Source organism: Desulfosarcina variabilis str. Montpellier, assembly GCF_048565275.1.
Taxonomy (GTDB): domain Bacteria; phylum Desulfobacterota; class Desulfobacteria; order Desulfobacterales; family Desulfosarcinaceae; genus Desulfosarcina; species Desulfosarcina variabilis.
In genome coordinates this window covers 4,136,074-4,151,065 of the sequence record NZ_CP159846.1, presented here as the reverse complement: position 1 = coordinate 4,151,065, position 14,992 = coordinate 4,136,074, and the positions used below count along the sequence as shown (strand labels likewise).

General features: G+C 35.0%; 12 protein-coding genes. All 12 read right to left on the bottom strand.

Annotated elements, in window-relative coordinates; genetic code table 11:
- Positions 1–189 precede the first annotated feature (189 nt).
- Complete coding sequence (locus Dvar_RS18745; RefSeq protein WP_419663336.1) at positions 190–3,165, bottom strand: heparinase II/III domain-containing protein; 2,976 nt, start codon at positions 3,163–3,165, stop codon at positions 190–192.
- 13 nt (positions 3,166–3,178) lie between these two features.
- Complete coding sequence (locus Dvar_RS18740; RefSeq protein ID WP_419663335.1) at positions 3,179–4,339, bottom strand: IS4 family transposase; 1,161 nt, start codon at positions 4,337–4,339, stop codon at positions 3,179–3,181.
- 177 nt (positions 4,340–4,516) lie between these two features.
- Positions 4,517–5,611 carry a DUF354 domain-containing protein gene (locus tag Dvar_RS18735; protein WP_419663333.1) on the bottom strand — a complete coding sequence of 365 codons (1,095 nt, stop codon included), beginning with the start codon at positions 5,609–5,611 and terminating at the stop codon, positions 4,517–4,519.
- Complete coding sequence (locus tag Dvar_RS18730; protein WP_419663332.1) at positions 5,595–6,779, bottom strand: hypothetical protein; 1,185 nt, start codon at positions 6,777–6,779, stop codon at positions 5,595–5,597. The genes Dvar_RS18735 and Dvar_RS18730 overlap by 17 nt, the downstream gene beginning before the upstream one ends.
- Positions 6,780–6,783: 4 nt before the next feature.
- Complete coding sequence (locus Dvar_RS18725; protein WP_419663330.1) at positions 6,784–7,836, bottom strand: glycosyltransferase; 1,053 nt, start codon at positions 7,834–7,836, stop codon at positions 6,784–6,786.
- Positions 7,833–8,741, bottom strand: a complete 909-nt coding sequence (locus tag Dvar_RS18720) for a sulfotransferase domain-containing protein (RefSeq protein ID WP_419663329.1) — start codon at positions 8,739–8,741, stop codon at positions 7,833–7,835. Before Dvar_RS18720 ends, Dvar_RS18725 begins: the two co-directional genes overlap by 4 nt.
- Positions 8,738–9,955 (bottom strand): O-antigen ligase family protein, encoded by a 1,218-nt coding sequence (locus tag Dvar_RS18715; protein ID WP_419663327.1) that lies wholly within the window; start codon positions 9,953–9,955, stop codon positions 8,738–8,740. The genes Dvar_RS18720 and Dvar_RS18715 overlap by 4 nt, the downstream gene beginning before the upstream one ends.
- Before the next feature lie 128 nt (positions 9,956–10,083).
- Positions 10,084–11,199: a hypothetical protein gene (locus Dvar_RS18710; protein WP_419663325.1), complete on the bottom strand. Its 1,116-nt coding sequence runs from the start codon at positions 11,197–11,199 to the stop codon at positions 10,084–10,086.
- Between the two features lie 370 nt (positions 11,200–11,569).
- Positions 11,570–12,334, bottom strand: a complete 765-nt coding sequence (locus tag Dvar_RS18705) for a class I SAM-dependent methyltransferase (protein ID WP_419663323.1) — start codon at positions 12,332–12,334, stop codon at positions 11,570–11,572.
- Positions 12,327–13,676 carry a lipopolysaccharide biosynthesis protein gene (locus Dvar_RS18700; protein WP_419663321.1) on the bottom strand — a complete coding sequence of 450 codons (1,350 nt, stop codon included), beginning with the start codon at positions 13,674–13,676 and terminating at the stop codon, positions 12,327–12,329. The genes Dvar_RS18705 and Dvar_RS18700 overlap by 8 nt, the downstream gene beginning before the upstream one ends.
- 173 nt (positions 13,677–13,849) lie before the next feature.
- The gene (locus tag Dvar_RS18695; RefSeq protein WP_419663319.1) at positions 13,850–14,332 is read right to left on the bottom strand and encodes a DUF3368 domain-containing protein; all 483 of its coding nucleotides are present in this window, start codon (positions 14,330–14,332) and stop codon (positions 13,850–13,852) included.
- Entirely contained in the window at positions 14,322–14,609 is a 288-nt protein-coding gene (locus Dvar_RS18690; protein WP_419663317.1) for a UPF0175 family protein, read from the bottom strand. The genes Dvar_RS18695 and Dvar_RS18690 overlap by 11 nt, the downstream gene beginning before the upstream one ends.
- Positions 14,610–14,992: the final 383 nt, after the last annotated feature.

Here is a 14,992-nt window from a genome sequence, read left to right as displayed (position 1 = left end):
GTTTTTGCATCCTGCTCGTCAATTACAATCTGACTCTCGCTCTCACGCCCTCTCGACTACCGCCTGTTAGCCCGCTCCCCTCTCCTATCTCTGTTCACCGATTACAGATCACTGATCACTATCTTTCCGACATCTGACTTCTGACCTCTGGCTTCTGGCTTCTGATCTCCGACCTCTGACCTCGGACCTCTAATCACTTTCCCCAACCCATTTAGAATTCAAAACAGTAACCTTATCACACTTAACAGCAGGATAGTCACGAACTGTGATAGAATTTGCTGTAGTTGACTCAATCTCAAATCCGGTTATCGGTCGGGCTTTATTTTTACGGCCAAAAGATGTAGGAGGTTCCTCGACGAGGATATACGAACCAACCGAGACTCCTTGAGGTAAACCTTCAGCAAGGTGGAACGTTCGGTCCTCAACTGATTGTACCTTCACAGTGACATTTGGCTTAGCAAGTTCGATCTTTAGATCACCACACTCCAGACGAGTTCCGTTGAGTAGGTAACCCTGAGTTGCCCGGCCTTTGCTATCTATTGACACAAAAGAAAATTCACCGGATGCACTCACGGTACCGTAGTCACGCTGCTGCTGATCCCTCGTGGAGACGATAATATCGATGCGGTCGGCAAGTTTGACTTCGACAGCCAAAACACCAGAATCAGGATTATTCTTGAGCATTCGCGCCGCGACAACCGGAGAATCGTCTGTTTTGTATGGCACTATTATGGATGCGTACTGGGTGGTAATTGCATCCTCAGCATCGCTGGCGCGGTGCTCGGCAAGAATTTGCTGGATTGGTGGTTTTTTGAGTTCGGAAGGTTTCGCCACTCTCCATCCCGGTGCATCTGCAACGATAATTCGATCCACATTGTCTTTCGTATTGAGAAGCGTCAGGCCCAAGTTTATATCTTCATTCCGCCATGTGAAAGTGTATGCACCCTGCGGCCTTACTGCTTTAGCCTTATTAAGCCAATTGCTCCAGACCGGTGCCAGCGTCACCGGCTGGAATTCTAACCACGCCGGATTCATCGACACCAATTTGCCGTTGCAATTAAAGCTGTACTGGTGGGTCTTGCCTCCTTTCACCCTAAAAAAATCCACGGCATAATTTTGCCAGTCGGGTCTCCGAATTTGAGCCGTGGTGCGCCGGTACACTGAGCACTGCGGGTAGACATTGTGTCCTGAGGCCTGCACGACTTCGATTCCTGCGGCAACACCAAAGAGTTCCAGCTTAGAACCGCAGCCTTTACTGGCTTGATTCTTTTCATCCACCACTACCAGATTGTGTGAAAGCGTGCTTCGCATCCAATGCTGTCCCGTTCGGCCGTCCTCTAACCGATAGCCGCTGCCAGAAAAGTAACCACGGTCCGAAACAAGCTCCTGACTGTATGCCCAGTAGCTGAGGCCAAGAACATCTAAATGCCGATGCCCGGTTTTGATGGTCCATTTGTTTTCATTTCCGTTAAGGTAAAGGGCGGTGTCATTTTCCTCGCGCCCCCCACGTAAAACCCCGACGTGCCATCCAGGAAACCACTCTGCACATAATGGTAGCGTCTCCGTGTTTTCAGCCTTGAGATCGGCAGGACGGTACCACAGGGCATATTCGTTCCCTTTTTCTGTCAAGGATGCACCTTGGACTGTCTCAAGCATGGCGGAATACTTTTCTCCCAAGCGGTCCGCTAAAATCTCGCTGTAAAGCGTGCTAACCTTGTTTTTGTCATAACGCGTGTCGCCGATGACCGGCATGAGCTGCCTTGGAGCAAGTGGCCTTATCAGTGATAACAGCGCCAGTTGAAATTGCTCCATCTTATAAGGGTTAATTTTTTCGAGTCGTTTACCCTCTTCCGGCTGATAACCGGGCGGGTCGCTGTAGCCGTAGAGTAGGTCGAGCAGTTCCCTTATGTTCGAAAAGTTGTGAGTTGCGTAGTGGGGCGATTCTCCATAAAAGCCATCGAAGTGATACCGTTTCTCCAACATTCGGTTGAATCCATCGATAGCTCGCCGAACTCTTTCGGGCTGCTCCAGTAGTCTGCCGACGGCTGCACTCAGCGATAACACCGCAACACCTTTGTTGCTAAGGGAATTCCATTGCTCCATGTCGGTGCAACCGGCCAAGATCAAATCGTTGATTATGCTACGTTTCATATCGTTGTCCACGAGTGGACGGCCATCTTGGTATTTCGCATCACGGATAAGGTCAAAAGCGATTGTCATATTAAGCAACGGCCAGACGTCACTGCCCTTCCCATGGGTGTTGAGCCGCCCAGCGCCCCAAAAACCATTATTCAGCGTGGAATAATCTTTTTTTTGGTGCAGACCGTAGGCGTGACGGACCACCCCAAGCGGGAAACGGCCGCCGCGTGGGCCTTCGGCTTCACCCATACTGGCTGAAACTTTTTCGGGTGGCCAATCCGCAACACTACCGTCATAGGAATGATAGAGATAGTTAGGATACACCTGAGCAAACCGGTTCAGTATCCATATGGCCCGCTCTGCGTAGGCAATCTCACCAGTCAAAGCATATAGCTTGGCCAGCTTCAGCATCTGCTCCCATGCCCACTTGACCTTGCGAAATCGAATCAGACCGCTGAAGCTGGTCATCACAGGACGGTTTACCCATTGATATGCATGCTTGGCACGTGTTTCGGGATTTGCTTTCTCCTCAGGCGTTTCATAATAGGTAAAAGATACCCCCATGCGCGGGCACTCTACCACACCGGTTTCCGGGTACGCTTCGTTGGGGTAAACTGTTCCGCAATTCATGCAAGTGACCTGATCAGGTTTGTTGATTTTCCAATTGAAGCGTGCCTGCCCCATGAGCGATTGCCTGCCTACACATTTAGGGCAGGTCTGCCCATAATGGGTACCGGGAGTCAGTTCGGGAATCAACTTCTCAAAAAAGACTCGATCTTTTTTCATAGCGAATGTAACTTGATTCTTCCATTTGCTCAGGATCTTCTGGGCCCAAGAGTAGCGTTTCAGATTTTGTTTAGCGTTTTCAATTTCCATATGACGATATAGCGTGCGAGGTTGAGCAAGCCCAACGTTATTTCCCAGTAAAAAGCCACCAACCAATAAAGAAAACAACACCTTGACCATAGACAATAGGAATCCAGACGGTTGAAAATTGTAATGTCGGATCATTTGCCAAAGAAACATCAGTAGTTTCCGGCTAAACTTTTGCATTAACCATTTGTAATTTCATTTTTTTCCCATAATTTGAGTTAGCTTCGCTCATTGGCCAGCAACGGAGCTCGTTCTCAATTTGTGTACGTAGCTGCCTTACACGACGGATAGATACTTTTTCGTTAAAATGTTTTCGACAATATATTGCCAGCAGTAGGTATGTAATTAATCCGGCAAGGATTTGGACCATCAGTCCGTGGGGGCTACGGGCAATCAGATGATAAACTTTAAGATGCCTTTTCCACCAGGCAAAAAAGTTCTCGATGTCCCAGCGGAGCTTATAGGCTTGGGCAATTTGCTCAGCTGACAAATCATAGCGATTAGTGGCAATCCAATATTGAATGCGGTCGACTTCGTAGCCCACTAACCGTAATGGTGTTTTGCTCTGGTTAACACCGTTGGTACCCAAAAGCACCATGGCGTCGAAAAAAACAATGCTGCCGGCTGGCACAGGATTTTGAGAGATGATTGTTTTGGTCGTGCTGGCTTTGATCCGGCAGATATAAAACTTGTTTTCTTGTTGCCATTGGTCAAACAGATCGTGGCACTGGTATCCTCGATCCAGAACGCCTGTTTGGCCTTCGGAGAGTATTTTGGAAACGAAAGGTCTTTCAGCACCGTTACCGTCGGTCAGGTACACCTTTTTGGGGATGGATTGGTTCAGATCAAGGCCGACATGTACCTTTGCTTTTTTGACTCCTTTACGGTAATCGGCCCAGAGCATGGAAAAAGTGCCATCAATTAAAGAACCGTCAATGCCAACAAGGTTCCCAAGTTCTTCATGAGCCTTGGGTAAAATCTTCGAGGCTTGAGCTTGGAGATTTTGAAATACGTGCATGAATTGATCGAGACCCCGACTGTTGGTGGCTTCAGAAAAGCTGCTTTTTTCAATTCCGTCTTCAGGAGCAATGTGTTCTCTGGCAAAGTCATCCTCCTTGAGCGTTTGCAGCAGATGCTGAGCAGATGTATGTTCTTCCAGATGGAAAAAGACCAAAGCCCTGAGTTGGTCTTCGAAGGACATTTTTAGCTTTCGGTTTCCTCTGGATTTAAGTTCAGGCATATCATTCATGGCCTCAAGGGGGGGGTTCAAAAAATCAGCAAAAGATAAAGAACTTGGTGTTTTAAACGGGCTAAACGCGCGCGGCATGTATAACCTCCTGGTTTTATTAGTTATACAAAACCGCGATTCACATTAGCCGCTATTTGTCAAGCAAAAAAACACATTTTTTAAAATTATGTCGGTTAGTTAAATGCAATTTCCTATCCGGAAGTTACTGAAGAAACATAAATTATTTGTTTATAATCGACATGTTGACAGATAAATCTAACAAACTTCAACTTTTTTTTTAAAATGATCTTTATTATTTTTTAAAGCTCTCACACTATCGGGATAATTCTCCAACAGCCAAACCATAAATGAAGTAGGGTCAATTTTAGTAGCAAGCATTTTCTTTCTACGAAAATCCCATGTCTTTTTAAGAAGTTTTTGGGATAATAAGTCTATTCCTTTTTGGATAGATCTTTCCTGATCTTCCAAAGATTCAGTGAAGTTATAGACTAGTTTAAAATTTTTTTCCTGTTCATCAGTATACCCACGACCATCATTGTCTATGTATATCGCAGGTGTACCCAACACAGCACATTCAGATGCCATTGTGGCGCTTTCGCCATACAGCAATGAAGCAAATGCAATGATATCGTGCATTTTATCAGTAGGAATTCGAATTTGATATTTCTTAATTGTGTCGGGTAATTTTTCTTCTGACGAAATAAAAACCTTTCCAAACTTGGAAAACTCTTTAACAGCTTTGATCTTATTTTCCATTGAAAGGCCTTTATGCCCAATGTCATGATTAGCTTTCCATGAAACAAACCTCAGGATTGTAAACGTTTCTCCATTTTTAATATTTATCATATCAAGTGCTGAAGGATTTGGTTTAAAATATTTTTCTGATAAATAACACAATTCCATATAACTATCGAAACAAATATGCTTTTCGCCTAAATCACACTTAAAACATGTAGGTGTACAAACTACATTAGAAAAAGGTATGGTCGCATAATTTCCTAATGTTGCAGTTTCTGTATCGGTGAAGGCAATATGCGGATTTTTAAAAAACCAAGCGACTTGAGCAGCATAAGGTGAAGAAAAGCTCATGAAAAAATCAGGTTTAAAATTTTTGGACAACTTATACAGCAATAAATCTGCCTTAATCATGTAAAAAAATTTATCAAAAAGATTATCTTTTCCTTTACCTCTTGTAAAGAAAGGAATTTGATAATTTTTAAGTAAACTGTGCGCAACGTCTTTGTCTCGTGCAGTAATAAGAAATCTGTGACCTTTCTGCTCCATGATTCTAATAAAATTACGGAAATAATGAACGTGAGCAGGATGACCAATATCAATAAGAATCTTCATCGTGATTTTCCATAATCATAAGGGTCGTCAATGCAAGCATCATCCAAGCTTGGTTCCATCTCATATATGAGACCTTGTTTGTTATTAATGGCCATTTTTGATAATAAAAATTTCCTTCTTTACCTTGCATATTCGAAATTGTCCAATCTGCAATTTTTCGAGCGAAACTATAGTAGCTATGCTCATATTTTTTGAACAAAGAAAATGTAATAATACCTTGGCTTTGATTATGAATATCAATAGGCCATTTTTTTGGATATCTCCAACAAGAAACTCCATTTTCGGAGAATTGATTATTTCTGTAGAACTTGAGACCTTTTGTTATAGTATTATTATAGTCGCTCAATTTGAGACTAGAGAATGTACAAATTCGCTTAATTGATTCTAGTATATACCCCTGGTGAAAATCAATCTGCTTTTTTGGTTTCCCAGAGTGTATATCATAACTATAATACCAAGAACCATCTTCATTCTGACGACTCATGGTAAAATTCAAAATTCGTTTTAAAATCTCTTGGTTTTCATTTTTATTAAAAACAAAATCATAGTAGGCAAGCACCTCTGCTGCTAGAAGATTAGCATTGATAGTAATATCTCTCTTCAAAGGAGTGTAAGAATAACACAAACTTTCTCCTTCAATGGTTTTATCTAAGTCATTTCGAATAAAACTATTAGCACCTTTGAAAATTGTTAAGCAATCAGCATCTTTTGACAATAAAAAATAGTGAAAAAGCGCACGTATGTTAAAACCTGTAACAACTGAACTAGGCGTAAATTGTGGAACTAAACTGCCATCTTTTTTGGGCCATGAATAGTTGTATCCCCAACAATTTCCAGAATATCCTTTACTATAATTTTTTTTTAACCAGTTGCTAAAAAATTTAAGTATAGCATCAAGATCCTTATGATTAAGGAAATTCGAATATTTTTTTTGAAGGGTGTAGTTTAGGAGAAATAATCCTATGCCTTTGGGATTATACCCTTTTTTTATACCTAATAATCTTCTTAAGTTTATTGGAAACCTTTTAATTATTTGGTTTGATATAAAAGAAATATTAGGCCCAAATTTATGAAAATCCAAGTAACCGTTGTGTGAATCATAAAGACTATATCCTTTATAGTCTTCTTTGTAACAATAATTATGTAATTTCAGTAAGGCTCTTTTCATTTGCTTAACCCATAACAAATTTTACTGAGTCGTAAAATCCTTTAAACATATATTCAATTTTTCCTTTATCATAAAATGTCTTTTTAGCATTTTTTGATAGCTTTATGTACAATTCGTCATTATTTATCAATTTCATCAACTTATTTTTTAAATCTTTAATATTACCACTTTCAACAAGCATTCCGTTTACATGATCATTAAATAAAAGATACATTTCTGAAGTAGGTCTAATGTATGTAGTTATGACAGGTAAACCAAATAAAAATGCTTCATTTAATCCTAATCCAATTTCACCGGGAATACAAAACAAATAGGATATGCTGTATATCTCTGATAATATTTTATTATCATAGATAGGTCCTAAATAAAATATATTATCTTTTTTTAGTATCACATCTTTCAATTCATTTGGTAGGCCTGGTCCTACTATTAAAAGGGCATGGTCTCTAAAATCATCGTCGAAGGCCTTAATAAGAATATCCAAATTCTTTCTCTTTTCTATACGGCCAACAAAAAGAACGATTTTTTCGTTTGATATCCCATATTTAGCTTTTATATTTTTATAATCGCTAAGGTCAGTTTTATAGACATATTGGTTAATAGTATTATTTGCTATAAACACTTTTTTTTGGGAAGCTTTAATAAATTGTTTCTCAAAATTTGAATACAAAATAAGAGAATCCGCAAAGATTTGTCTCAAATAATAAAAATTATTCATAATAGATCGATCAATTCTAGATATATTAATACCTTTTGACCAAACTATAGTTTTAGTTTCTAAAAAGAATTTACAAAAAATTAAAAATGGTAAGGAAAACTTATATCGGAGCCAAATATGAAATATAGAAACATTAGGTTTCTTTAAGTAGTGAAGTTTAAAGAATTTAAAAAATGAATATTTTATTGGAACAAATCCTTTAAGATTTATATCTGTTTTTTTTGCATCATAATAAACTGTTAAATTTAAATCGTATTTCTTAAATTCATTAATAAAATGTAGGTAGATTTGTTGTCTGTAGTAAAGACATGTGGGATCAAACAAAAAAATATTTTTCATAATAAATATCCTAATTCTTCAATTTTTCTATTCAAACAACAACTAAGTTTTTTATTATCATCTTTAAATTTATTATGTACACGTTCTACAATTAAAGGATTATTTTTGATATTGTTATTAGGCAGATAGTAATCCAAAACTCTAATACTTCTAAGTATATTAAAATACATAGATATTGGTAATACAACATCAATTTTTTTGTTATAGGTTTGTTTTTTAATAACAAATAATTTGTTTAATCTTCTTATAAATAAGGTTGCCCATTTAGAAAGGCCCTTTCTCATTGTAAAAATGTTTTTGGAATTTTTGGGCAACTCCAAATCAGTACCAATAAAATCTTGAACTTTTTTTAGTTCGAATTTACTATTCTTCTTAATATCTTCAAAAAGAATCAATAAAAAATTATTTCCAAATTTTTCTTGAAAAAGTCTTCTTATTTCGTAATAAAAATTCTGAAAAAAATCTATTTCACTATCATCATTAAATCCATTCAGTTTTTTAATAAAGTTATCAAATGTCTCTGTTCCACCAGCTCCAATAATATATTGAGAATATCTTGAAGCCAAAAGTTCAAAATGATTCCTAATAATCATTATTATTTTTACATGTTTATTATACCGATATATTTTATCAATAACTATCTTTACATCATCAATGGTCGTACCTCTAACACTTAATGTTGTGTTAAAACTCGGCAGAATAATATGCTCATCACTTTCAAAAACTATTATATCATTATACTTTTGATTTGTTATTTCAAATTCATGAATAGATCTTCCATTTTCTTTTAAAATAGCAAACCGCTTTGATTTATAAATAAAATTTATATTTCTATTCGCTCTAATAATGGATTGAAGGTAAGTAGATGCGCATTTCGAAAAACCAATGTGAATAATTTCATTCATGTTATATTGTACCTATTTAAATAAAAAAGAATCCCTAAAAGCTCTGAGATTCCGCCATAATGACTAGTTAATTGGGTTGTTTGTGCAATTAGAATAAAAATAATAATGAATAAAAAATAATTGTCATTATATTTTTTATTAAAAATGGATTTAAATACTTTAAAATAAAAAAACAAATATGAAATTAGGCCTAAAATCCCACTGTAAATAAACAAATAGACATAGTAGTTGTGTGTCAATGATATGTTTGGAACCGATGTTTTTGGAGCCATACAAGCATGACCAAAAATTGGTCTTTCCATTCCAATTTTTAAAAGATCTCCCCATCTATAGTAGCGAGCCATAAAATTTTTTGGCATTATTGTTTCTCTTTCTCCTAATAATTTGCCCTGAATTCTAGATTGATAAATACTTTTTAATAGTTGGTCAGTATTATTCAATGAAAAGAAAACTGCCAAAAAAATTATAACAACAGATATAAGTTGAGAAAAATTTCTGTTTTCTAAAATTTTCGGTAAACTATAACATATGAAACAAGACATTAACAAAATTGATGTTAACGATCCTGTTAAAAAAACTATTATGTTGAAAAAAATATAAATGTATAAATATATTTTTATTTTGGTTTCATAAAAACAAAAAAAGCACAAAATTGCTACTATACTAAAAAATGCTGCTCCACCATTGGTACCGCTCATAGTTGAGACTAGTCTTCCGTACTCAATTGGATTTGTTCCACGACCTTGATCAATTGGCCACATATTATTTATAAATTTAACAATGATAGTAGGCCCTAAATATCTCAGTAAAGCAATCACTGAAGCTATCAAAGAAAAAAAAATAATTGCGTTTATAATTTTTTTATTAAAATAATTAATTCTTATTGAAAAATTAAAATTAACGAATATTCTATACACTAAATACATCTTAATAGGTAAAATGATAACTTTTTGATTTTCTCCCAAAAATAAAAATTTTTCTAGGTTTATCATTATTGGAATAATTACAATAAAAAGAAAAAACCAAAGCAAATATATATCAATTTTATAGTACTTAATTGTTTTGTTTCTCGCTAATGATATAATGAATGTGAAAAATATAATTGTATCAAAAATATCGTAACCTGCAATTGAGTACTTATCAGATAGCAAACCTGTCAGGGTAAATCCGCCTATTATTAAATAAATTATAATATTTCCTAAAATGTTATTCATCAAAGTCACATTCTATAAGGTACCACATATCAATATCAATTATATTTCACCAAATTCTAATCTTTGTTTCGCTATTCTACAAAACGGCGGATATTTTTTTATTACACGAAGAATAAATTTTGAAAAATTTAGTTTACGTTAATAATTTTGTCTATTCCATTTTGCCAACGATGTTCAATTAAAAATTTATCATATAAATATGTTTTTGAGTTTATTTTGTTAAAAATACCCTTTAAATTTGAGTAGTCCTTATCCATCACTTCTCCTATTTTGTACTTTTTAATTACCTGTGGTAAAACGCCTATATTATAGCAAATTAATGGTTTCTTAATACTTGCAGCCGTGTAAACACTATAGGGGATAGAAATATCATCATAGCCAATCCAATAAAAATCAAAATAGTTAGACAATTCATACTCGTCAAAAGACATTAGATTATTAATAAAAATTATCTGCTTATTATTTTTTAAGAAATCAAATAAATATTTGTTATTCTTTTGTCTTAAATCACTTACAACAACTACGCACAAATTAATTTTAAAGTATTTCGAAGTTTTTATGAAATTTATCAACTCTTTAAAATATATTTTTTTAGATGAATATTTTCCAGCACAAAACCCAACATAATCATATCGCCTTTTCAAAGGAGACATTAAGAATAATAACTTTTGTTTATCTATATTTTTATAATAATTTATTTCATTATTTTCGACTAAATATTCCGTCTTCGAAAGTTTATATTCTTTCATTTCATCAGGATAATATTTACCAAAGTTTGTATATCTTATTTTTGTAGAAAAAGATTTAAAAATTTGTTTTGCATAAATATCTAACATTTTATCAGTAACAAAAATATATTTTGCATTTCGTACAATTAAATTTCTTCTAAAACTTAATAACTTATCAAAATTAGTCTGTGTTTCTCTATCTATATTGTGGCATATCCAATAGATATCAATTTTTATTAAAATCAAAATCTTTATAAGACATACTTCTGATAAAAATAAAGTTATCGATTTCCATAGTTGTTTATAATCATTTAAGTACCTAAAGATTACTGTAGCATCATTTTTTCTTTGCTTGAACAATTCTTTAATAACCTTAATGCCAAAAACAATTCTGCTGCCCTTTATCAAGATTATTATATTTTCTTCATTATTATGTTTTTTCCAAAGCTTAGCTTTAAAATCAGACCCTTGAAAAATTACGACTTTTTTTTTGGGGGAAGGCAAACTAATAGTCATTTCCTATCTGTCATAATTATCATCGTTAAATTTGCGATTATAGTGATTGCCATTTAGATTCAGGAGGTGTCATTGCCCACAAAAAGATCGAAATAGGCTGTTTATTGTCACTACCATAGGTATCCACTTACTCTGACAAAAATCGAAACCTATTAATTCTCTGAAAAGTTGAGAACAAATTGATTGACTCTATGTTCAGGATCTGCGGATGGAGTATTATGAGACAATATCGTCATTCAGAAAATCTTTTTGGTAAATTCTATAATTTCATTTTCATATCAACTATTTCAAATACTAATGGTGCTTCTGCTAATACCATGATTATAAAATTTAAATTCCGCCATCTCTTCCGGATCATACTTCTGATGATTCAACTTTTCTCAAGAACAACAACTATCTTATGTCCGGTGTATTTATCAGCAAACCTATAAGTTTTCCATATTTTATTCCAGACGTAATGCATCAAAAATTTAACCTCTAAACAAAAAAATTTATTACTGACAAACTTTTTAAAAATGTCATACCACCAAGGCTTCGAAAAAAGATAGGCAACCTCCATTATTTTTAGGCCTACCCTACTTTTATTTACCTGTTTTTCCAAAAGATCAATATCATAGTGCCTGAAATGCTTTTCAATTAATGGCACATTTTTGGTTGGGGCAGTTATAATTATTTTTCCTGTATCATTTAGCAAATTATATAATGAAATAAAAAAATTATTCATCTCGCCATCAGGAATATGCTCAATAACTTCAATTGCAGTTATAATATCGAATTTTTGATTAACTTCTGATAACTCTGCAACATTAGAATAGAAAATACATTTTGAATTAAATGCTTTAGCAAAGGCAATTGCTTTGGCAGACAGATCAAGTCCTATACGAACAGGTATCGTTGAAGGTAAAGATCCAATAAAATAGCCATCCCCACAACCAAAATCGAGAACGGAATCTGGGCTTTCTAAAGTTACTTTTTTAAGAACGTGTTGCTGATAACACAAATAAATTAAACCATTAGGAAAATTTCTTATTAGTGAAGGAGATCCTTTTTTTTTAAAATATGGTATGTAATGATATGGAAATTCATACTCATTTTCTTGTATTATTCTTTTATTAGTTATAATTTTATTATGCATTATTACGCCCTTTTACTGCTTTAATAATTGCAAATCCCTGAATAAATGCCCACAACATATAAAAAATAATATATGATAATGAAGCACCAATTATTCCAATTCTATTTACTAAAAAATACACAAAAACTAAATAGATTAACGAAGTAAAAAGTAATATTAATAATGACAATTGTGCTTTATTCAAAGATAACATTGTGGGTTGAAAGGAAAAAGTTATTATTGCGATACAACTTCCAATTAAATACAGCATTGTTGGCAAGTATGCTCCTATATACTCAGCACCTAATATTAATGTAATTAACGTTTTCCCTGTAATTAAAAAAAGCAATAAAAGAAAACCAGCCAGAATTGTTATAATTTTCATAGGGCTAAGAATCAAATTAACAGTGTTACAATAATCAGAGGCACTTATTGATTTAGCTATTTCTGGGTATATAGCCTGATACAATGGACTTGATAATTTCATTAAAGTAGAACCAATTTTTTTAACAATCTTGTATAAGCCCGCGTTGCTTGCTCCAACCATAGCTCCAATAATGACTATATCAATTTCACTTATACTTAATCTTACAGAAGAATGTATATTACTTGTCCAGGCAAATTTCCAAATTCCACTAAATTTATCAGATATATTTCTTGATTTGCTTAACATAAAGTTATGGTAGCGTCTCTTTACCAGTTCATTATACGCAAAATAAATTAAAATTAATTTTCCAATAATATCGCACAAAATAAAGATCAAAAGGAATGACCAAATACCAACCCCAAAGAAATATGCAATTGTTATTCCTAACAATTTAATAACAGCTGAAAAAACTTTTTGATTAGCAATTTTATGGAACTTGTTAAACAGTCTAAGAATAGCTATCGGAACCCCTTTTAAATTAAATAGTATTGTAATGCTAAAAACATTGATCATAGTAATAATATGATCATCCCAACCCTTTAGCTTGCCAACAATCAATGCGAAAGAAATAGCTATGAGAGTACCTAATAAAGCGGTTGAAATGTCTATCAAAAATCCGAACTTTATTAATGCTTTAAAATCTTTTTCACTTTTCTGTTCCAAAGCATCAGAACCATACTTAATTATAGCTTGCCAACTCTGGAAATTGACTAAATTATCCACAATTACCACGTAAGTTGTTATCAACACCAAAATACCGTATTGCTCAACCCCAAGGGATCGAGCAGTCATGGCCATAGAAACAATTCCTATTAGTGATGAAATCACATTTCCACTAAACAAAACAGAAGCATTTGTAAAAAGACGATGTAAATGATCATCTTGAACCCATTTACGAAGTATTTTTTTTCCCCTAAAAAATTTCGGTATATTCATTTTTCTGGTTGTCCAGGGGGAACTCGGGGACGAGGATGATTTTATGCGTTTCTGTCCCGACTATTATTGAATTAGGCCAACGGTTGTAAAACAAAGGACTGTGATCGGTAAGCAGATCAGAAATAGCAGACATAGGTCTGTTTGCGGTTTTTTTTGCTCAAGATCAGATGGGATTATTCACCGATGCTCTTTAAAAACCGAGCAACGACATCATCCGAATACCATCGGCCTTTTTCAACCATCTCTTTGAGAATCGGCGAGGCTTTCTTTATTATTCCACGTGATTTTGCTGCGGATAGGATGGAAAGCGTCCTTACAACCGGCAAATCGAGGTGCTTTGCGATACGATACCCGATGCTTTCATCAATAATTACAGCACCGGCATTCAACTCTTTTCCCAATGCAATAACTTCCGATTCTCCTTTGTCGAGATCTTTTTCAAGGACTTGGACAAGCGCAATGTTTTTTACTGTGATAACATCTACCCAAGCATTTTCACTAAAAGCCGCGCCTGGTTTCTTGGCGGCTTTTAGTTCTTCATCCACCGCCTTGGGGATTGTTATGCGTTGAAAGAGGGCTTGAAGTATAAAAATCTGATTGACAGCGCTTAGGCTGATAATAGGCGTTGCATTTGCAACGATATATTTAGAGGGCATTCAATATCTTTCCTAAACGCTCCGTGTCCTGATTAATTTCCTTTAGCTCTTCTGCAGAAAAATCGAAGATTGGTTCTCCACAGAATTTAAGCAAATCTATAAATTCGATACGCGTAATTCCAGCAAGATCAGCAGCCTTGCCTAAAGAAAGGATTTGCTGTTTATAGTATCGGATTGCAGCTTGCCTTCTTATATCCCCTTCTACCTCTTCGGGACGCTTGTGAAGGATTATAGGTAACTCCCGGGGAACCTTCATTTTTATTTCATAGGATTGCATGCAATTCCCTCAATATTGGTTTCTTTGCCTGATTGCCATAAATATCCAGCAAATTTTGCAACGTGTCAAGTTTTGGGATTTTTAGGGGACGTTGTTTACTAATTGTTACCTGATTTTTCAGATTCTTTAGGAATTCTTACTATCACGAACAATTATACATAAACGTTGGGAGCGTTTGGAACGTTAGGAACGTTGGGGTAACGGGCATGATTTTATGCGTTTTTGCCCTTCTTAATCGATTTTTCCTGATTCGCTTGACACACAGGCCAATTGTAATTACAGTGATTACAAAAATAACGATTAATTGCCAGGGGCCATTCCATGGAAAACCATGTAAGAATCAGAGACGCAAAGCTGGTCCCTATCGGCAACTCAAGGGGGGT